Here is an 18,958-nt window from a genome sequence, read left to right on the forward strand (position 1 = left end):
TTTATTGAGTGTCACTAGAAGAATTGGTCGGCGTGAGAGGATTTGAACCTCCGACCCCTGACACCCCATGACAGTGCGCTACCAAGCTGCGCCACACGCCGACCGAGGACTGCTATGTTACTGGATTAAGCCGAATTAGCAAGTCTCAACAAGCTCTCCGATGCTCGACTGCTGCTATTTTCGACAATTAATCCTTGTTTTCCGTTTCGCTAAAGCGTTTTAAATCTTTCAGGGCGTCGATAAGCACCGGAACGGGCGGTTCGGCCTGTTTTTTCAGTTCAAAATCGCTGCTGCTGTATACGCTAAACTGACCACTATTATCTAGAATCGTAATCTCTTTCTGATCGTAAATAACAATATAAGGACTGTAGGTTTCAACCAGCGGCCAACGACGCTTAGATGTCTGTAAGCTTTCGCCATTGGTGTAATTTTTATGAGAACCTGCGCAGGAGATACGATCTTCAAGCATGGTTGGAACCAAATCCATAAGTCCGGCTATAGGTTGGTCTGCCAACTGGTAATTTCGCTGCCAAAGAGGAACTTGCATGTTTTCAAGCGCAAACTGCTTGTTACCCAATAACTCTTCGCTTTGTGCAGGAGACAAAGCCGTCAGCAGCAATTGTTGGTCTTCGGTTTGCTGAAGTACTTTATCTAAAGTAGAAATATCGTCTTCAGCAATTAGAATGACATTAATTTGGTTTTGCGGATGAGCGCTAAACTCTGCCAGCTCCTGGCTTTGCCATTCGGGATGAAACTGACTTAAATGCAGAGAGTCGTTCCAATTTTTGCTGTGATACCAGCGCACATCAAAATTAAAGTCGTTAAGCGGCTTAAGGTAAGCGGGTTTCAGTTGCTGTCGCTCAATGGATTCCTGATAAAAGTCGGGCAAGCCATAAAGCACCTGAAATAATCCGCCGTCGCGGTTCGGATGAGCCAGTAGCTTTAGCTCCGGCCGCTCTAGTTGATGCTTGGCTGCCAGAGTTTCCAGCTCTTTCTGAACTTTGCTACTACTACGCTCAAATAAAATCAGAGTTGTTGATTGCTGAGAGTTTATCTTAGAGCATAAAAGAGGGTGCTGAGGATACTTAAGTTTTATTTTATCGGTAGCCATCAGCATTTGTTGTCTGGCCTGGTAACTTTCAACATCAATGACTCCGTGTTTAGCCATTAATGTTTTAGCCGTTGTTGGATAGGACAACGGAAACATATCGTCTTGTTGGGTAATTGGGTCGTACAACACCGCGTCAGCCCAAACATGAATACTGTGGCTAACGAAAAAGCATAAAAGGAAAATGGCTGTAACCGGAGCGCCAATTTTTCGTTGCTGTAAATCTTCCAGACGTTTCCAGGCTAGGTTAGCCAACAGCAGCTGTATTCCGACAGTCAGTAAGAAACCGAGCAGAACGCCGGAAATAATAACGAAACTTGCTCCTGTGAAAACCGCTTCTGCATCGCGGGTCATTTGCGCCATAGAGTAGGTATTTAAATGATACCCGTACTGTCGAAAGAACAGCGCATCGGCGATAAGTGCTATCAGGCCGAATGAGGCAATCAGAGCGGCAAACCCTCGTAATATTTTGGAGTAGGGCACAACCAGGCAAAACGGGAATATCAGAATAATGAAGAATATAAAAGGCAGAAAGGCAAAGTGACCTATCCAGCTGACAAGCATGTAGAGATTACCGATAGCCGTGGAGGGCTTCGGGGCCGCTTCAATATACAAAAGTCCAATAAACAGGCAAAGGACGATATTGGCAAAGGTAAACCAATGTCCCCAGCTTATTAATCGGGCAATTTTATCCCTACGTTGGTACTTTCCCATCGTTCGTCAGTCCCGTGTTACAATGGCATTATAGTAACACAGCAAAACAGCAAGGATAGTCCCCGTTATGCAATTGCGGATAGAAGAAAGCATTATTCACCAGTTTTATCAAAATGACGGACAAGTAGGGCTTCGGCTGGCTCCTTCGGCGTTAACCGAAGATGACCAGCTGCACGATTTGTTAGTCGAATTAACGGACGTGTATACCAGCAAACCGGCGAAAGGTTATGCGAGTTTTCTTAAAGATGAAGAAGAGGGCGAACCAGGCCCTTTTCCTGAACATTTAACCTCCTGGTATGACGGGCAACTGGACTTTGTCGAATTCAGTCAGCAGTCTGCCAAGCTATTGCTGGAACAACTGCAAAACTATAACTTGTTAGAAGCGGGCTTTTTGTTAGTCACACGGTACCAACACATTAGCACCGAGTATTTATTGGTCTGCTTTTTACCCGTTAAAGAAGGGGTAACAATAAACCCTGAGCTGGCTGTTGATCGCTCGTCGCAGTTAGATATAACAAAAGTCCAATTGGCGGCTCGTATTGATTTAACCGAGTGGAAAACATCTCCGGAAAGTGAGCGCTATATTTCTTTTATTAAAGGACGCGCCGGTCGCAAGGTTTCAGACTTTTTCCTGGATTTCCTGGGGTGTACCGAGCGTTTAAACTCAAAAGCTCACACACAACAATTAGTCGATTCTGTTCAAGAATATGCGAAACAGTCGGAGCTGGAAACGGAACAACGCCAAGCCCTGAATAAAGCGGCTTATGAGTATTGTGACGATCAATGGAAGCAGGGCGACACGGTAAAAATCAAAGATCTATCAGAGCAATTTGCAGAGCAGTACCCGGTAGAAAAGAGCTTTGAGAGTTTCTCAAAGGATTTTGCTGAACAGAATTCACGCGAATTAGTTGATGATTTTCCGGCAGATAAGTCGACATTACGTAAGTTGGTTAAGTTTCAGGGACAAGGTGGAGGAGTCAGCGTTGGCTTTGATCACACTGCCCTGGGAGAGAGAGTGCACTATGACGCGGCGACGGATACATTAACAATTAATGGAACTCCGCCAAATTTACGTGATCAATTACGGCGTTATTTTGGTATAGATAGTTAGTTGAAGTGATTAAGTAAATTAAAACGCCGGACAAGCCGGCGTTTTGAAAGTACTTAAATTGTTTGGTTTAGCCGATGTTATTTATCGGCAGCACCGGGAACAATGTTATTGGCATGCAAGCCTTTGGGGCCTTCCTCGAGTTCAAACTCTACGGGTTGCCCCGCTTTAAGTGTGCGATAGCCTTCCATTTCAATGGTTGAATAGTGAGCGAAAATATCACCTTCGCGGTCCTCGCTTTCGATAAAGCCGAAGCCCTTCGAATTATTGAACCATTTGACTTTTCCGGTAGCCATACTTCTACATCCTTCTTCTGCAACAGATAGATAGTTTATTATTATTAGGTGCGGCGGCTTGAAAAATCGCCGATTTAGCACCATGTTTAACTCTAGGTGACGTGAGTGATTAGTCAAGCCCTAAAGTTTAAAAAATAACCTAGATTGTTAACATTTTGGTTGTTTTTTTATATTTTCTGGTAAATTTAAAACTATTATTATGGCAGGTTGTTAATAAATGAGTCAGTTTGATCACCAGCACCTTAGCGATATAGAGGAAAAGCAGGAGCTCAAGCCACCATCCATGTATAAAGTCATTATTAACAATGACGATTACACCCCTATGGATTTTGTGATTGAAGTATTGATGAGATTTTTTAAGATGGATCAGGAGCGCGCCACGGACACCATGTTACAGGTGCATTATAAAGGAAAGGCCGTTTGCGGTGTATATTCTGCGGAAATCGCCGAAACTAAAGTAGTACAGGTAAATCAGTATGCTCGGGAAAATCAGCATCCATTATTGTGTACCATGGAGCAAGAATGATCCGGGTTGGCTGGTAAGGAGTGGTCTATGTTGAATAAAGCCCTTGAATTAACGCTGAACGATGCGTTTCGGCTAGCGCGCGAACGTAATCATGAATTGATGACAGTTGAACACTTGCTAATTGCATTACTGGATAACCCAGATGCATCGGAAGCGCTTCGAGCTTGTGGGGCAAACTTTCAACAATTGAAAGAAGAACTATTAAGTTATATTGACCGCAGTACCCCGCTGTTTGGTCCGGAAGAAGAAAGTCCGGACACTCAACCTACGCTTGGTTTTCAGCGAGTTTTGCAGCGCGCGGTGTTTCATGTTCAGTCATCCGGTAACGCTGAGGTAACGGGCGCCAATGTATTGGTTGCCATTTTCAGTGAACAAGAATCTCAAGCCGTCTATCTGCTCAGTAAAAACGATATTACCCGACTGGATATCGTTAACTTCATTTCTCATGGTATTTCTCGTATCGATGACGATGAGCCTATGGACGAAGAAATGGCGGAAGAGGAGGCCGTTAAGGGTGGCGAAGAGCAAGAGAGCTACTTAAAGCGTTTTTGTGCCAATCTGAATGTTCAGGCAAAGGAAGGAAAAATTGACCCTCTAATTGGCCGCGATTTTGAACTGGAACGGTGTGCGCAAATTCTTTGCCGGCGTCGTAAGAATAATCCGCTGTTAGTCGGGGAAGCGGGTGTTGGTAAAACCGCTATTGCAGAAGGTTTGGCGTATCGCATCATTAAAGGCGAAGTACCAGAGATTTTAGCCAATGCCACAATTTATTCATTAGATATGGGCGACCTGCTGGCTGGCACTAAATACCGCGGGGACTTTGAAAAGCGCTTTAAAATGCTTTTAAAAGAGTTGCAGGAAAAAGAACACGCTATTCTGTTTATTGACGAAATTCATACCATTATTGGTGCCGGAGCTGCCAGCGGCGGCGTTTTAGATGCTTCTAACTTGATTAAGCCGTTACTTTCAAGTGGCCAGCTTAAGTGCATTGGCTCCACTACGTACAATGAATTCAAAAATGTTTTTGAAAAAGACAGAGCGCTGGTTCGTCGCTTCCAAAAAGTCGATGTGGTTGAACCCTCTGTAGAAGACACCACTAAGATTCTAATGGGTTTGAAAGAGCGTTACGAAAGCCACCATGGTATTCGTTACACGCAACCTGCTATTAAAGCGGCAGCGGAGCTTTCTGCTAAATACATTAATGAACGCCATTTGCCCGATAAAGCCATTGATGTAATGGATGAAGCCGGTGCTTCCCAGCGTTTATTGCCGCCGTCCAAACGCCGTAAAACGGTGGGGGTGTCGGATATTGAAACCATTATCGCCAAAATAGCCCGTATTCCGGAACAATCAGTTTCTCGGTCCGACCAGGATTTACTGAAGCAGCTGGATCGTAACCTGAAAATGGTAGTGTTCGGCCAGGATGAAGCTATCGATAAGCTCACCGGTGCTATACGGTTGTCGCGTTCAGGTCTTGCCAACGATAACCAACCAATAGGTTCGTTTATTTTTGCCGGACCAACAGGTGTTGGTAAAACCGAGGTTACACAGCAACTGGCCAAAGCTATGGGCATTGAGCTGGTGCGTTTTGATATGTCGGAATACATGGAGCGCCATGCGGTCAGTCGCCTAATTGGTGCGCCTCCGGGTTATGTAGGCTATGAGCAGGGCGGTTTATTGACCGACGCCGTAATCAAGCAGCCACATTGTGTGCTGCTGTTAGATGAGCTGGAAAAGGCGCACAGCGATGTATTTAACATTCTGTTGCAGGTGATGGATAACGGTACTTTAACGGACAATAACGGCCGTAAAGCTGATTTCCGTAACGTGATTATTGTTATGACAACCAACGCGGGCGTTCGTGAAACTGTGCGTAAGTCTATTGGCTTTAAGCAACAAGATCACAGCTTCGATGCGCTGGCGGAAATCAATAATATTTTCACTCCTGAGTTTCGTAACCGCCTGGATGGTATTGTGTGGTTTAACCATCTGACACCGGAAGTACTGGAACAGGTTGTCGATAAATTCATTTGTGAATTGCAGGCTCAGTTAGATAAAAAAGGTGTGTCGCTTGAGGTTGATCCTTCAGCTCATGCCTGGATTGCCGAAAAAGGCTACGACAAGGAAATGGGCGCCCGTCCAATGAGCAGGGTTATTCAGGAACACCTGAAGAAAACCTTAGCCAACGAAATTCTGTTCGGGAAACTGTCCAGCGGTGGCAGCGTGAAAGTGACTGCTGATGGAAAGGACGGACTGCAATTTGATTACGACAGCAAAAATGAAACCGTAGAAGGTTAATAAGCCTTCGGCAGAAATGAAAAAACCGGCTCATTAAATGAAGCCGGTTTTTTTAATCCTCAGTGCGGATTAACGTGCGCGGAAGACGATGCGGCCTTTGGTCAGGTCGTAAGGAGTTAACTGCACAGTCACGGTATCGCCGGTCAGGATGCGGATATAGTGCTTACGCATTTTTCCTGAGATATGGGCAGTAACTACGTGACCATTTTCCAATTCTACTCGGAACATAGTGTTAGGAAGGGTGTCAAGAACCGTTCCCTGCATCTCAATACTGTCTTCTTTCGCCATTAAAATCCTCTAATCTTTGTTTTGAGCTTTAAGTGTGTGCGATTTTAGCTCTTTTTTCCAATGATTGCCAACCAGTCGTTCATATGGGGCAAATCGAGTCTTATAATTCATCTTTTTACAGTCAGCAATTTGGTAACCCAAATAGAGTCTGGCAACATCCCGCTCCTGAGCCAGTCGGATCATTTCTAATACAGCGAAGGTACCCGGCGAACGCTTTTCCTCATCGGGATGAAAAAAGGTATAAACCGCGGACATTGCGTCAGCAGTGCGATCAACTATCGAAACTATCATTAACTCATTGCTGCCATTGCGCCACTCTAATAACTCCGGAGTTAACCAGTCGCAATCTATCCAGTTCCAGAATTTTTCCGGGTCGGGCGGGTACATCTCTCCATCCGCGTGTCGTTGTTCAATAAACTGCGAAAACAATTGACTGTATTCGGCTTCCGGCTGCTGTTTAATATGCAGCGTTAGGTCGTCATTCTTTTTTAGAATTCGTTTTTGGTTTTTACTAAAGCGAAATTCAGGGACGACCACACGGAGCGACTGACAAGCGCTACATAACAGGCAGTGAGGGCGGTAAACATCGTTATGGCTACGCCGGAAGCCGTATTGCATGAGTTGCTGATACGCGTCTGTATTAAGGCTTTCAAGATCATTAGGGAGGGCAACAACAAGTCGTTCTTGCTGGTCGGTTAAATAGTGACACTGGCTCTCTTTCGTCACGCCAAATTGCACTACAGTTCTCCAGAATGAGAAAGCTCACGAGCTTGCCAAAAAGTATCTGGCATCTTTTGTTGTTGCGCAATATTGAGCTTCATTAAAAAACGTTCGCGATGCAGGTTAACAGCACCTAATGAAAATAAATGCGGATTACCCACCTGACAATCAATTAGCTGGCCGCCATGCTTTTTGAAATATTGAGCGAAACGTAACAAGGCTATTTTTGATGCGTCGGTTTTGTAGTGAAACATACTTTCTCCACAAAAAGCACGGCCTACTGAAATACCGTACAAACCGCCTGCAAGTTGATTGTCGAACCAAATTTCGACCGAATGGGCGTGACCTAACTGATGAAGCTTACAATAAGCTTCAATCATCTCTTCCGTTATCCAGGTACCTTCTTTGTCGGCACGCTCGTCTGCGCAGGCGCGAACCACTTCAGCAAAGTTACAATTGATGCTCATTTGCCAGTTTGGCTTACGATTGGTTTTAGCTAAAGAGCGGCTGGCATGGATTTGGTCGGGGAAGAATACGGCTCTGGGGTTAGGGGACCACCACAGAATAGGGTCATTTTCTGAGAACCAGGGAAATATACCTTGCTGATAGGCGTGTATCAGCCGACCCGGCGATAAGTCTCCACCAACAGCGAGTAGCCCATTCGGCTCATGCAAAGCGGTCGCTGCAGGCGGAAAACTTATTGATGCCGGATCAAGCTGGACAATCACGTTAAAAGACTAAGATTTAGTCAGTGCGTCTAAGTAACGCTCGGCATCTAACGCAGCCATACAGCCACTACCGGCAGAGGTAATTGCCTGACGGTAAATATGATCCATTACGTCACCGGCTGCAAAAACGCCCGGAACGCTGGTTGCTGTCGCATTACCCTGAAGCCCGCTTTGTACCTGAATGTAACCGTCCTGCATCTCCAACTGGCCGTCAAAAATACCGGTATTAGGCTGGTGCCCAATAGCAATAAAGCAGCCCGCAACTTCCAGTTCCTCAGTACTACCGTCTTGCGTATCTTTAATACGCACGCCAGTAACACCAGCATCGTCACCTAGCACTTCATCTAAGGTTTTGTTCAGATGGAAAGTGACATTACCGTTCTGCTCTTTTTCATGCAGACGGTCGACCAGAATTTTCTCTGCCCGGAAAGTGTCACGACGGTGAATAACGTGCACTTCGCTGGCAATATTTGAAAGGTACAGAGCTTCTTCAACTGCGGTATTACCGCCGCCGACAACGCAGACTTTTTGCTTTTTGTAGAAAAACCCGTCACAGGTTGCGCAAGCCGAAACGCCTTTACCCATAAAGGCTTCTTCTGAGTCTAAGCCTAAGTATTTAGCTGAGGCGCCAGTGCTGATAATAACAGAGTCTGCGGTGTACTCGCCGACATCGCCTTTTAAGCGGAATGGGCGCTTAGAAAAGTCGACGCTGCTAATATGGTCAAACACAATTTCGGTATCAAAGCGCTCAGCGTGCTTTTGCATGCGGACCATAAGGTCAGGCCCGGTTAAACCTTCGGCGTCGCCCGGCCAGTTTTCAACGTCGGTCGTGGTGGTCAACTGACCACCTTGTTGCATGCCCGTTACCATAACCGGATTTAAATTAGCGCGTGCAGCATAAACGGCAGCCGTGTAACCAGCAGGACCTGATCCCAGAATAAGTAACTTGCAGTGTTTGGCTTCAGCCATTAGGAAAACTCCATTAATTCGTTTTTGATTGTTCGTTCTCTAGCTATGGGGATTGATTGTAGGGTTTACAAGCTTGGCGAACAAGAACTGGCAATAAAAAAGCCCGCAAACTTTTGTTCACGGGCTTGTTCAGAACAACCTGATAATTACGCTTGCAGCGCTTCGCGTGGGTCCTGGTAATCCAGGCCTAACTGCTGACCAAGATCATCGTGAATCGCTTTGTAGGTGATTTTACCTTTGTGCATGTTCAGACCTTTCAGCAAGTGATCGTTCTCCAGCATTGCTTTCACGCCTTTGTTGGCCAACGCAATACCATAAGGCAAGGTCGCATTATTCAGCGCGATAGTTGAGGTACGAGCCACGCCGCCCGGCATGTTTGCAACACAGTAGTGAACCACATCATCAATGACATAAACTGGGTCTTGGTGAGTCGTCGCTTTTGACGTTTCAAAACAACCGCCTTGGTCGATAGCTACGTCAACCAAGACAGAGCCTGGCTTCATGTTTTTAATGTTTTCACGAGTGAGTAGCTTCGGAGCCGCCGCGCCTGGAATCAGTACCGCGCCAACGACTAAATCTGCTTCGCGCGAGTATTTGTCGATAGCATCAACGGTTGAATAAACCGTTTGTACGCGTCCAGCGAAAATATCGTCCAGTTCACGCAGACGAGGCAGTGAACGGTCTAAAATAGTCACTTCTGCGCCAAGGCCAATCGCCATTTTCGCTGCGTTAGTACCGACAACACCGCCACCAATAATTAAGACTTTGCCCGGAGCAACGCCAGGTACACCACCTAACAAGGTGCCGCTACCGCCGTGAGCTTTTTCTAAGTAGTGCGCGCCTGCCTGAATTGACATACGGCCAGCAACTTCACTCATCGGTGCTAACAGAGGTAACCCGTTGCGGTTGTCGGTAACCGTTTCATAAGCAATAGCGGTACAACCAGCTTTACCCAATAACCCAGTTTGAGTTGGGTCAGGAGCCAAGTGTAAGAAGGTATAAAGAATTTGGCCTTCGCGCAGCATTTTGCACTCGTTTGGCTGAGGTTCTTTGACCTTAACAATCATGTCAGCGCGTTCAAAAATTTCTTCAGGCGTATCGACAATGCTTGCGCCCGCTTCTGTGTATTGTTCGTTCGTAAAACCAATAGCGGCGCCGCCATTATTTTCAACAATAACGTCGTGGCCATTTTCAACATATTCACGAACTGCAGCAGGGGTTAATCCGATGCGATATTCGTGGTTTTTAATTTCTTTTGGTACACCAATTAGCATTGTCTGCCTCTTACTTAGTTAACGGTTTTCGGTGAAATAATTTGGCGCAAATTATAGACGCAAACCTAAGTGCATGAGTTACTTTTTTTAAGTTATTTTTTAGTGTGATATTCTATTAACAATTACTTTTTCAGAGATTTATTATGTTTAATGCTGAAATTCCCACAGAAATCACTGTTGATAAAATAGACAGGAAGATCTTACGCCTGCTGCAAGACGATGGCCGCATGTCTAATGTCGAGTTAGCTAAGCGGGTTGGACTGAGTCAAACCGCTTGTTTAGAGCGGGTTCGTAAGCTTGAGCGGGAACAAGTAATTGAAAGTTATCATGCCCGGATTAATCCTGCTAAGTTAGGTGCAAACCTGATGGTTTTCGTTGAAATTACCTTAACCCGAACCTCAGCCGACGCTTTTGCCGAATTTAGCGAGGCTGCACGTAAAACAGATGAAATTCTTGAATGCCATTTGGTGGCGGGTGACTTCGACTTCCTGATAAAAGCACGGGTGCCGGATATGCGTGCTTACCGCAAATTATTGGGTGAAACCCTGTTAATGATGCCGGGGGTTGATGAATCAAGAACCTATGTGGTTATGGAAGAGGTCAAACAAGAAAATAAAGTATTAGTAAAGGGGTAACATTGGGGCTGATATTCGCTACAATCATGCGGATAAAATTTATCTCGATATTTTATCGTAACAAGAATACCAACGAAGGCGCTGCAATAAGATAATGACAGGTGTACAAAGAGTTTTAGAAGCAGGGTTGCTAATAAGTGGTGCGCTGGCCATTTTCATTTTTTTGTCATTGGTGAGCTTTAATCCCGCTGATCCCAGCTGGTCACAGACCGGTTATGAAGGAAGCATACATAATGCCGGCGGTGCCGTAGGTGCCTGGATGGCAGATGTACTCTTGTTTGCTTTTGGCTTCGTTGCCTACCTTATTCCTTTCGGCTTTGTTGGCCTTGGCTACTTACTGTTCCGTAAAACTTACCATTTATTAGAAATGGATTACCTTGCGGTCAGTTTGCGTATGATAGGCGCTATGCTCGCGCTTATTGGTGCATCCGCACTGTCCTCTATTAATTTCGACGATATTTACTACTTTTCTGCCGGCGGTGTTATTGGCGATGTTATTGCGGCGTCTTTGCTTCCTTATCTGAATTTTGTTGGTACAACCTTACTCTTGTTAACCTTCTTTTTTACTGGCATCACTCTGGTCAGCGGTATTAGCTGGTTGCAGGTTGCTGACAAACTCGGTGAGTGGGTTATTGACGGGGCTTTGTGGCTAACCGAAAAAATTAAAATTCTTTGGCAAAGTCGCGGAAGCTCAGAAGCGGAAGATAAAGAAGACGACTCAGAAGCTTATGATGACAACGAGCGTGAGCAAACGCTTGAAGAAAAGAAACCCACAACGCTCAGTAGCGACTTATTCGGGACTGACAAACAAGAACCTGTTTTGAGCCTGCCTTCAATGAGCTCTGTTGATGAAGATGATGACGTAGACAGCGATGCGCCTAAATTTAGCAAGCAAGCGGCTGCGAAAAAAGACACACCTAAGAAACCTGCTGTGGCGTCTTCTTCAGAAAGCTCTGCGGAAGACGAACCGCAATCAGCGGCTGATTCAGGCGAGGGCGAGTTACTTCCGCCGTTGCCGTCAATAGAGCTTCTGGATAGACCGAATAAAAAAGAGCACCCGGTAACCCAGGAAGAACTGGATCAGGTATCACGCACGGTCGAGACAGTGCTGAAAGATTTTGGGGTGGATGTTCGCGTGGCGCACGTTGAACCTGGTCCGGTCATCACCCGTTTTGAGCTCGACTTAGCGCCGGGCGTTAAAGTCTCCAGAATTTCGAATTTGGCAAAAGATATTGCCCGCACCTTGTCTGCTGTTGCTGTACGTGTGGTAGAAGTTATTCCGGGTAAGTCATATGTTGGTCTGGAACTGCCTAATAAACACCGCGAAATTGTGCAGCTAAGCGAAGTGATTAATAGCGACCAGTTCACCCATAGCGGCTCGCCGTTAACGATGATTCTGGGCAAAAACATTGCGGGCACTCCAGTCGTTGTCGACTTAGGAAAAATGCCGCATTTGCTGGTGGCAGGTACAACCGGTTCCGGTAAATCTGTTGGTGTTAATGTTATGATCCTGAGCCTGCTTTACAAGAGCACGCCGGAAGACGTTCGCCTTATTATGATAGACCCGAAAATGCTTGAGCTGTCGGTTTATGAGGGCATTCCGCACTTATTGACCGAGGTCGTAACCGACATGAAGGATGCCGCCAATGCATTGCGTTGGTGTGTGGGAGAAATGGAACGTCGTTACAAACTCATGTCATCTTTAGGGGTACGTAATTTAAAAGGCTACAACGCGAAAGTGAAGGCGGCTAAAGACGCTGGTGAACCATTGCGTGACCCTATCTGGAAGCCGGGCGACTCTATGGATGAGTTACCGCCGTTGCTGGAAAAATTACCGAACATTGTCGTGGTGATTGACGAATTTGCCGACATGATGATGATTGTCGGTAAAAAAGTCGAAGAGCTAATAGCTCGTATCGCTCAGAAAGCCCGTGCTGCCGGTATTCATCTCATTTTGGCAACTCAACGCCCATCGGTGGATGTTATTACCGGTTTAATTAAAGCGAATATTCCAACCCGAATTGCGTTTCAGGTATCATCAAAAATAGATTCGAGAACCATTCTGGACCAGCCGGGTGCTGACCAGTTGTTAGGGCAGGGCGATATGCTCTATTTACCACCGGGTAGCGGTTCTCCGGTGCGTGTACATGGAGCTTTTGTCGATGACCATGAAGTTCATGCGGTGGTTAAGGACTGGAAGAAACGTGGTCGACCTAACTATCTGGAAGAAATTTTATCGGGCGATCAGGGCGAAGAAGCTCTGCTACCGGGGGAACAGCAGGAATCTGATGATGCTGAATCTGACCCTCTGTACGATGAAGCCGTTGCTTTTGTTACTGAGACCCAGCGGGTATCAGTATCGAGTGTACAGCGCAAATTCCGTATCGGTTATAACCGCGCTGCCCGTATCGTCGAACAAATGCAGGTGAGTGGTGTCGTAACCAGTGCAGGCAATAACGGTCAGCGCGAAGTGCTGGCTCCACGAGCTCCAAGGGATTAATTCATGAAAGCAGTTGTATTTGCCATGGTCATGGCCGTTTCGTTTAATGTGTTTGCCTCAGGCGACGAGTCAGACAAGCAGGCTCTGCAAAGTTTACTGAAACAAACGCAAAGCTTATCGGCAGAGTTTGAACAGCAAGTAAAAGATGAACAGGGCGAAGTGCTACAAACATTAAGCGGTACGTTAAAGCTAAAACGACCCGCTAATTTGTATTGGCATACGAAAGAGCCGGACGAAAGCGTGATGGTCGCTAACGGCAAAAAGGTCTGGTACTACAATCCTTTTGTTGAACAAGTAACCATTTATGCACAGCAGGACATGGTTGACGACAGCCCTTTACTGCTGGTGTTGAACAGCAACGGTAATCAGTGGCAGAACTATAATGTCAGCTTTCGCGATAACCGCTACTTTGTTGAGCATCAAACGAATGGCAGTAAGCTGGAGTTAAGATTTACTGATGAAAAACTCACAGAGATAACTATGGTTCAGGCTCAGGGCGAGCGGACTGAACTGATGCTGAATAATGTGGCGTTAAATGAAACCATCAGCGACGAACAATTTGTTTTTGATGTGCCCGCTGATGTCGACGTCGACGATCAAAGTTAATTGTTGTGGCAGGTCTGGACTTAGATTTTCAACCCGATTTCAAACCTCTTGCGGCGCGAATGCGCCCGCGTACGGTTGACGAGTATGTAGGTCAGCAACATCTTCTTGCTCCCGGTAAACCTTTGCGGGTAGCGGTAGAACAGGGACATCTGCATTCAATGATTTTATGGGGGCCTCCGGGTACCGGTAAAACCACCTTAGCGGAACTTATCGCGACTCAGGCAAATGCTACGGTCAGCCGCATTAGCGCGGTAACCTCCGGTGTTAAAGACATTCGAAAAGCCATTGAAGAGGCGAAGTTGCTGGCTCAACAGCAGGGCCGCCGCACCATTTTGTTTGTGGACGAAGTGCACCGTTTCAACAAAAGCCAGCAAGACGCTTTTCTGCCCCACATTGAAGACGGCACTATTGTCTTTATTGGCGCGACCACAGAAAACCCCGGCTTTGAGCTTAACAACGCACTGCTTTCGCGGGCGCGGGTTTACCGGTTACAAACATTGTCCAAAACGGATCTTGAACAGGCTCTGGAAAGCGCGTTAACGGACGCAGAACGAGGTCTTGGTCAACGCCACTTGCAACTGCAAGGTGAAGCCCGGGCAAAGCTTCTGGACTTAGCCGGCGGGGATGCGCGTCGCTTATTAAACTATCTTGAAGTGGTTGCTGATTTTGTTGAGAGCAGCAGCCAGCCAATTACACCAGAATTGATCACCGCGGCTATTGGCGAAAAAGCCACGGCTTTTGATCATCAGGGCGACCATTACTACGATGTTTTATCCGCTTTTCATAAGTCTGTCAGAGGCTCGTCTCCAGACGGAGCCTTGTATTGGTACGCGCGCTTATTGACCGGTGGTGGGGACGCTTTGGTTATTGCCCGCCGGCTATTGGCTATCGCCTCTGAAGATATAGGTAATGCTGACCCCAGGGCATTACAGTTGGCATTAAACGCCTGGGATACGTACCACAGAGTTGGCCCCGCCGAAGGTGAACGAGCCATTGCTCAGGCGGTTATTTATTGCGCCTGTGCGGCGAAAAGTAATGCCGTTTATAATGCCTTTAAAAGCGCACTAAGAACCGCAAAAGAACACAGCGATGCGCCGGTGCCTGAACATTTGCGTAACGCACCAACCAAGGTGCACAAAGCTCAGGGATATGGTGCTGACTACCAGTACGCACATAATTATCCTAACGCTTACGTTCCGGGTGAACGTTACTTACCGTCGGAAATCGCCGATACCCAGTTCTACGCCCCTGAGCCGCGTGGTTTAGAAATAAAGTTGCAGGAAAAGCTCCGTTGGCTGCAAGATATGGATTCAAAGTCAGACTGGCACAGGGAACCTGATGAATAACCTTCTTCTTCATTTCTTTTGCGTTGCAGTGGGGGGCGCAATAGGTGCATCGGCACGTTTTGCTATGGTTCTTGCTATGCAATCATTTGGGGTTCGGGCATTCCCTTTTGCCACGTTGACCGTTAACATAATAGGTTCATTTTTCTTAGGGTTGTTGCTGGCTTACGCAGAGCAACAACCTGTTTCTGAAACAACTCGTTTATTTTTAGGCGTTGGTTTACTGGGGGCTTTTACAACCTTCTCGACATTCTCTGTCGAAGTTGTGGCCTTAGCCAGTCAGGGTGAGCTGCTTAAAGCCGCTCTGCACATTGCCTTTAATGTAATTATTTGTATTGCTGCAGTTTTCGCGGCAATGATGTTGTACTCAACAACGGTTAAATAGGACACTCATGCTAGACGCAAAATACTTCCGAGAGGAATTAGACCAGACCGCAAAAAAGCTAGCAACGCGAGGCTTTGACTTAGACGTTGCCAAATTACAAAAGCTGGAAGAGCAGCGCAAAGAGGTGCAGGTGCGCACCGAGCAGTTGCAGGCAGAGCGTAACAGCCGCTCGAAAGCCATTGGTAAGGCAAAAGCTTCAGGTGAAGACATACAACCTTTGTTAGATGCGGTAAGCGATTTAGGCGAGCAACTGGATAACGCTAAAGAAGAGCTAAAAGTTATCCAGCAAGAACTTAACGATATTATTATGGGTGTTCCGAACTTGCCGGCAGACGAAGTCCCGGAAGGTGCGGATGAAGATGAAAATCAGGAGGTCCTGACTTGGGGCAAGCCTAAGTCGTTCGACTTTGAAGTGAAAGATCATGTCGATTTAGGCGAAGCATTAGCCAAAGGTATGGACTTTGAAACGGCCGCGAAGCTCACTGGAGCACGCTTTGTGGTTATGCGTGGTGGTATCGCCCGCATGCATCGCGCTCTGACTCAGTTTATGCTGGATTTACATACTGACGAGCATGGGTATCTTGAAACCTATGTGCCTTATATGGTGAACCAGGACTCATTATACGGAACCGGTCAGTTACCTAAGTTCGGTAAGGATTTATTCCATATTGAAGGCGAGTCTCAGGATCAAATTCCTATGTCGTTGATTCCAACGGCTGAAGTGCCGTTAACAAACTTATACCGTGATGAAATTGCTGACGAAGAAGAGCTACCGCTTAAGTTTACCGCGCATACGCCGTGTTTCCGCAGTGAAGCCGGTTCTCACGGTCGCGACACTCGTGGGCTTATTCGTCAGCATCAGTTTGATAAAGTGGAACTGGTCTGGTTGGTTAAACCTGAACAGTCGATGGATGCGCTGGAGCAATTAACAGGCCACGCCGAAACTGTGCTGCAAAAGCTTGAGCTGCCGTATCGAAAAGTACTGCTGTGTACTGGGGATATGGGCTTTGGGGCAGCTAAAACCTACGACCTGGAAGTTTGGTTGCCGGCGCAGGAAGCGTACCGTGAAATCAGCTCTTGCTCGAACATGCAGGACTTTCAGGCGCGCCGTATGCAGGCTCGTTTCCGTCGTAAAGGCGCGAAGAAACCTGAACTTATGCACACATTAAACGGCTCTGGTCTGGCTGTTGGCCGTGCGCTGGTAGCCGTGCTGGAAAACTACCAACAGGAAGACGGCTCAATTGTTGTGCCTGAGGTATTACGTCCTTACATGGGCGGTGTAGAAGTGCTTAAGGCTTAAATTAAATACATTTAGCCGGTTTAGGCAGGCCCGCAATTCGTGTGGCCTGCTTTGCCGGGCCTTTAGGGAACAGCTTATACAAATAACGACTGTTGCCTTTATCCTCGCCTAACTGCTTTTTCATGGCTTTAACCAGTACGCGCATTGCCGGACTGGTATCAAATTCACGGTAAAAATCCTGCACAAAAGTCACGACTTCCCAGTGTGCCGGGGTCATGTCGATATTTTCTAACTCTGCAAAGTGAAGGGCCAGCTCCTCGCTCCAGTCGTCTAAGTTTGCAAGGTAGTTGTGTTTGTCGGTTTCGTATTCTTTACCGTTAAATTCAATCATGCCGTGATATTACCAGGTTATTTGTTGTTGGAAGCTAAGCACCAGCTCAACCCACTGCTCGTCCGATTTTAACATGACGTAGTCAGGCAGTGCAGTATCCAAAGCGTTAGCTTCCTGTTTGCGCGCATAAACCGGTAATTCAACAGGTGACTCAGGTGGCAGTTCGTTGAGTGCTACGCCCGACATAAGCAAGGCATCAGTGTCACTCAGCAGGTGGCCATGTTGTTCCAGCCAAGGCACTAAAGACGAATTTCTTAACCAGTGTAAAGTAGAGGTCATGAGAATTGTAATACCTCGTCAAATTGGCTTAGGTGACGCTTTAATTGTTCTGGCGAGACGATAACCGTATCAATGTTTGCGGGCAGGGCGCTTGTATCGGTTAACTCTTCTGAACTTATTACAACAGGCTCAGCATCCAGTAATTCCAGCATGGCATAACGCTTAGAAGGTTGGTTCAGTAGAGACTTAACGGCTTCACCGGACAATATTAATTGCACCGGATAATCAAAGCTGGCCAATGCTAAAGCAATATCGAGTGCTTCGGTCGCCGAGTCGCTAGCGGCACTGCATTGTAAAATAGCAATTTTTTTCATGGTCATTAAAACTGTAAGGTCCGGTCGCTGTTAGCCATGGCAGTTGCCAGAGCGGTTAAACCTGAGGCTTCAAAACCGGGATGGAATTTCTCCATTCCTTTGCGTTCAGCTACGGTATGGCAGACCACCAGGGGGACTTGGTGGTGCTGGCTAAACTCTTCCCATTGCGTAATCAAGTCTTCATTTTCTGCTGGAGTGGGAAATTCCGCGTGATTTACCGACTCCCGATAAAAAAACACACAGGCTATGGTGTGGCCGGTGTTGATAGCCGCTTTTGCAAATGCCAGAGCGTCTAAAGAACGAGCTCGTTCTTTAACAGAACGTTGAAGAATGAGAGTAAGTTTAGCCATAAACTGTCCGTTTATACAAAAACGCCCCGCATGGCGGGGCGTTTGTTATTATTTTAGCAGGAGAGATTAATCATCGCCGCTAAACGCCATTAGCAATTGTAGCAAGCTAAGGAACAAGTTATAAATCGAAACATACAAAGTGACTGTTGCAAGGATGTAATTACGCTCGCCACCGTTAATAATGTCGCTGGTCTGCCACATAATCAGCATTGCCATCAATGGAATCATGATAGCAGATATTGCAAGCTGTAATGCTGGCAGTTGGAAGAACAGGTTAGCCAGCATCGCCACAAAAACCATGATAATACCGGCAGTAACCAGACCACCCAGTTTAGACATGTCTTTCTTCGTGGTTAACACATAAGCCGAAGTTGCAAAGAAGGTCAGAGCTGTACCGCCTAACGCAGTAGCAACCATCTCGCCACCACCAGGCATTGATAATGCCATGTTAAGGATAGGGCCAAGGGTGTAACCTAAAAAGCCTGTTAGAGCGAAGGTTAGTACAATGCCCATGCCGCTATCTTTGGTTTTGTGAATACCAAAAAGTAAGCCAAAGTAAGCAACTAAAGTGATAATGAAACCCGGATAGGGCAAGTTCATCATCGTGCTGATAGTAGCAACAATAGCACTAAAGGCTAATGTCATTGCCAATAAAGTGTAGGTGTTGCGTAATACCTTATTAACGGCCAGCGTCGATTCGTTCTGACCGACATAAGTCTGACTGCGATTGTTCATAGATTTCTCCGTGTTGAACTTACTGTCTGTTAAGACTGTTTTTTATTTAAAAAGTTTCCTCGATACTACAGCATTAATGGGGGCGTTGGGTAGAGCAGAAGGTAGTAATTTCTGGCGAATTTTGGTCGGTTTGTTTAATAAACGCCCAAAC

21 protein-coding genes and 1 tRNA gene are annotated in these 18,958 nt (G+C 46.5%); 9 read left to right on the top strand and 13 right to left on the bottom strand.

Annotation, left to right across the window (positions count from 1 at the left end):
• Nucleotides 1–24 precede the first annotated feature (24 nt).
• Nucleotides 25–101 (bottom strand) — tRNA-Pro (locus RJ32_RS07405).
• An 86-nt stretch (nt 102–187) separates the two neighbouring features.
• The gene (locus RJ32_RS07410; RefSeq protein WP_034820752.1) at nt 188–1,822 is read right to left on the bottom strand and encodes a DUF3413 domain-containing protein; all 1,635 of its coding nucleotides are present in this window, start codon (nt 1,820–1,822) and stop codon (nt 188–190) included.
• A gap of 67 nt (nt 1,823–1,889) precedes the next feature.
• Between RJ32_RS07410 and yejK the strand changes: the two genes are divergently transcribed.
• On the top strand, nt 1,890–2,933 hold the full coding sequence (gene yejK, locus RJ32_RS07415) for a nucleoid-associated protein YejK (RefSeq protein ID WP_011233929.1): 1,044 nt from the start codon (nt 1,890–1,892) through the stop codon (nt 2,931–2,933).
• Nucleotides 2,934–3,010: 77 nt separating this feature from the next.
• On the opposite strand, the gene cspD is transcribed toward yejK, so the two are convergent.
• Nucleotides 3,011–3,226, bottom strand: a complete 216-nt coding sequence (gene cspD / locus RJ32_RS07420; RefSeq protein ID WP_011233928.1) for a cold shock domain-containing protein CspD — start codon at nt 3,224–3,226, stop codon at nt 3,011–3,013.
• A gap of 217 nt (nt 3,227–3,443) precedes the next feature.
• Here cspD and clpS point away from each other — a divergent pair, with 217 nt between their 5' ends.
• Nucleotides 3,444–3,752 (top strand): ATP-dependent Clp protease adapter ClpS, encoded by a 309-nt coding sequence (clpS, locus tag RJ32_RS07425; protein ID WP_034820755.1) that lies wholly within the window; start codon nt 3,444–3,446, stop codon nt 3,750–3,752.
• Between the two features lie 27 nt (nt 3,753–3,779).
• Complete coding sequence (gene clpA, locus RJ32_RS07430; protein ID WP_034820757.1) at nt 3,780–6,050, top strand: ATP-dependent Clp protease ATP-binding subunit ClpA; 2,271 nt, start codon at nt 3,780–3,782, stop codon at nt 6,048–6,050.
• 69 nt (nt 6,051–6,119) lie between these two features.
• On the opposite strand, the gene infA is transcribed toward clpA, so the two are convergent.
• From infA to ald, 5 genes are all read right to left on the bottom strand, one after another.
• Entirely contained in the window at nt 6,120–6,338 is a 219-nt protein-coding gene (gene infA, locus RJ32_RS07435; protein ID WP_008489926.1) for a translation initiation factor IF-1, read from the bottom strand.
• A 9-nt stretch (nt 6,339–6,347) separates the two neighbouring features.
• Nucleotides 6,348–7,076, bottom strand: coding sequence for an arginyltransferase (locus RJ32_RS07440; protein WP_034820759.1), 729 nt, complete (start codon nt 7,074–7,076; stop codon nt 6,348–6,350).
• Entirely contained in the window at nt 7,076–7,786 is a 711-nt protein-coding gene (gene aat / locus RJ32_RS07445) for a leucyl/phenylalanyl-tRNA--protein transferase (protein ID WP_034820761.1), read from the bottom strand. The genes RJ32_RS07440 and aat overlap by 1 nt, the downstream gene beginning before the upstream one ends.
• Nucleotides 7,787–7,795: 9 nt before the next feature.
• Nucleotides 7,796–8,755, bottom strand: coding sequence for a thioredoxin-disulfide reductase (gene trxB / locus RJ32_RS07450; protein WP_034820762.1), 960 nt, complete (start codon nt 8,753–8,755; stop codon nt 7,796–7,798).
• Nucleotides 8,756–8,901: 146 nt separating this feature from the next.
• Entirely contained in the window at nt 8,902–10,029 is a 1,128-nt protein-coding gene (gene ald / locus RJ32_RS07455; protein WP_034820763.1) for an alanine dehydrogenase, read from the bottom strand.
• A gap of 140 nt (nt 10,030–10,169) precedes the next feature.
• On the opposite strand from ald, the gene lrp reads away from it, so the two are divergent.
• The 6 genes from lrp to serS all read left to right on the top strand — a co-directional run bounded on the left by lrp (nt 10,170) and on the right by serS (nt 16,798).
• Nucleotides 10,170–10,664: a leucine-responsive transcriptional regulator Lrp gene (gene lrp / locus RJ32_RS07460; protein WP_235598934.1), complete on the top strand. Its 495-nt coding sequence runs from the start codon at nt 10,170–10,172 to the stop codon at nt 10,662–10,664.
• Nucleotides 10,665–10,758: 94 nt separating this feature from the next.
• A complete protein-coding gene (locus RJ32_RS07465; protein WP_034820767.1) occupies nt 10,759–13,164 on the top strand; it encodes a DNA translocase FtsK in 2,406 nt (801 codons plus the stop codon).
• Nucleotides 13,165–13,167: 3 nt separating this feature from the next.
• Nucleotides 13,168–13,770 carry an outer membrane lipoprotein chaperone LolA gene (gene lolA / locus RJ32_RS07470; RefSeq protein WP_011233919.1) on the top strand — a complete coding sequence of 201 codons (603 nt, stop codon included), beginning with the start codon at nt 13,168–13,170 and terminating at the stop codon, nt 13,768–13,770.
• Between the two features lie 5 nt (nt 13,771–13,775).
• Entirely contained in the window at nt 13,776–15,116 is a 1,341-nt protein-coding gene (locus RJ32_RS07475) for a replication-associated recombination protein A (protein WP_034820770.1), read from the top strand.
• Nucleotides 15,109–15,498, top strand: a complete 390-nt coding sequence (gene crcB, locus RJ32_RS07480; protein WP_011233917.1) for a fluoride efflux transporter CrcB — start codon at nt 15,109–15,111, stop codon at nt 15,496–15,498. The genes RJ32_RS07475 and crcB overlap by 8 nt, the downstream gene beginning before the upstream one ends.
• Nucleotides 15,499–15,505: 7 nt before the next feature.
• Complete coding sequence (gene serS / locus RJ32_RS07485) at nt 15,506–16,798, top strand: serine--tRNA ligase (protein WP_011233916.1); 1,293 nt, start codon at nt 15,506–15,508, stop codon at nt 16,796–16,798.
• Nucleotide 16,799: 1 nt separating this feature from the next.
• On the opposite strand, the gene RJ32_RS07490 is transcribed toward serS, so the two are convergent.
• From RJ32_RS07490 to RJ32_RS07510, 5 genes are all read right to left on the bottom strand, one after another.
• On the bottom strand, nt 16,800–17,129 hold the full coding sequence (locus RJ32_RS07490; protein ID WP_011233915.1) for a TusE/DsrC/DsvC family sulfur relay protein: 330 nt from the start codon (nt 17,127–17,129) through the stop codon (nt 16,800–16,802).
• Between the two features lie 9 nt (nt 17,130–17,138).
• Nucleotides 17,139–17,408 carry a hypothetical protein gene (locus RJ32_RS07495; RefSeq protein WP_011233914.1) on the bottom strand — a complete coding sequence of 90 codons (270 nt, stop codon included), beginning with the start codon at nt 17,406–17,408 and terminating at the stop codon, nt 17,139–17,141.
• Complete coding sequence (locus tag RJ32_RS07500; RefSeq protein WP_011233913.1) at nt 17,405–17,728, bottom strand: DsrE family protein; 324 nt, start codon at nt 17,726–17,728, stop codon at nt 17,405–17,407. Before RJ32_RS07500 ends, RJ32_RS07495 begins: the two co-directional genes overlap by 4 nt.
• Nucleotides 17,728–18,072, bottom strand: a complete 345-nt coding sequence (gene tusD, locus RJ32_RS07505; protein ID WP_011233912.1) for a sulfurtransferase complex subunit TusD — start codon at nt 18,070–18,072, stop codon at nt 17,728–17,730. Before tusD ends, RJ32_RS07500 begins: the two co-directional genes overlap by 1 nt.
• 66 nt (nt 18,073–18,138) lie before the next feature.
• Nucleotides 18,139–18,807 (bottom strand): Bax inhibitor-1/YccA family protein, encoded by a 669-nt coding sequence (locus RJ32_RS07510; RefSeq protein ID WP_011233911.1) that lies wholly within the window; start codon nt 18,805–18,807, stop codon nt 18,139–18,141.
• Between the last annotated feature and the right edge of the window lie 151 nt (nt 18,808–18,958).

The organism is Idiomarina sp. 28-8, assembly GCF_000320945.2.
Classification (GTDB): domain Bacteria; phylum Pseudomonadota; class Gammaproteobacteria; order Enterobacterales; family Alteromonadaceae; genus Idiomarina; species Idiomarina loihiensis.

Coding starts and splice junctions, on each gene's coding strand:
- RJ32_RS07510 (WP_011233911.1), bottom strand. CDS start 18,807: ATGAACAATCGCAGTCAGACTTATGTCGGTCAGAACGAATCGACGCTG.
- yejK (WP_011233929.1), top strand. CDS start 1,890: ATGCAATTGCGGATAGAAGAAAGCATTATTCACCAGTTTTATCAAAAT.
- ald (WP_034820763.1), bottom strand. CDS start 10,029: ATGCTAATTGGTGTACCAAAAGAAATTAAAAACCACGAATATCGCATC.
- RJ32_RS07500 (WP_011233913.1), bottom strand. CDS start 17,728: ATGACCATGAAAAAAATTGCTATTTTACAATGCAGTGCCGCTAGCGAC.
- serS (WP_011233916.1), top strand. CDS start 15,506: ATGCTAGACGCAAAATACTTCCGAGAGGAATTAGACCAGACCGCAAAA.
- clpS (WP_034820755.1), top strand. CDS start 3,444: ATGAGTCAGTTTGATCACCAGCACCTTAGCGATATAGAGGAAAAGCAG.
- lolA (WP_011233919.1), top strand. CDS start 13,168: ATGAAAGCAGTTGTATTTGCCATGGTCATGGCCGTTTCGTTTAATGTG.
- RJ32_RS07465 (WP_034820767.1), top strand. CDS start 10,759: ATGACAGGTGTACAAAGAGTTTTAGAAGCAGGGTTGCTAATAAGTGGT.
- RJ32_RS07490 (WP_011233915.1), bottom strand. CDS start 17,129: ATGATTGAATTTAACGGTAAAGAATACGAAACCGACAAACACAACTAC.
- cspD (WP_011233928.1), bottom strand. CDS start 3,226: ATGGCTACCGGAAAAGTCAAATGGTTCAATAATTCGAAGGGCTTCGGC.
- infA (WP_008489926.1), bottom strand. CDS start 6,338: ATGGCGAAAGAAGACAGTATTGAGATGCAGGGAACGGTTCTTGACACC.
- tusD (WP_011233912.1), bottom strand. CDS start 18,072: ATGGCTAAACTTACTCTCATTCTTCAACGTTCTGTTAAAGAACGAGCT.
- trxB (WP_034820762.1), bottom strand. CDS start 8,755: ATGGCTGAAGCCAAACACTGCAAGTTACTTATTCTGGGATCAGGTCCT.
- RJ32_RS07410 (WP_034820752.1), bottom strand. CDS start 1,822: ATGGGAAAGTACCAACGTAGGGATAAAATTGCCCGATTAATAAGCTGG.
- crcB (WP_011233917.1), top strand. CDS start 15,109: ATGAATAACCTTCTTCTTCATTTCTTTTGCGTTGCAGTGGGGGGCGCA.
- RJ32_RS07495 (WP_011233914.1), bottom strand. CDS start 17,408: ATGACCTCTACTTTACACTGGTTAAGAAATTCGTCTTTAGTGCCTTGG.
- clpA (WP_034820757.1), top strand. CDS start 3,780: ATGTTGAATAAAGCCCTTGAATTAACGCTGAACGATGCGTTTCGGCTA.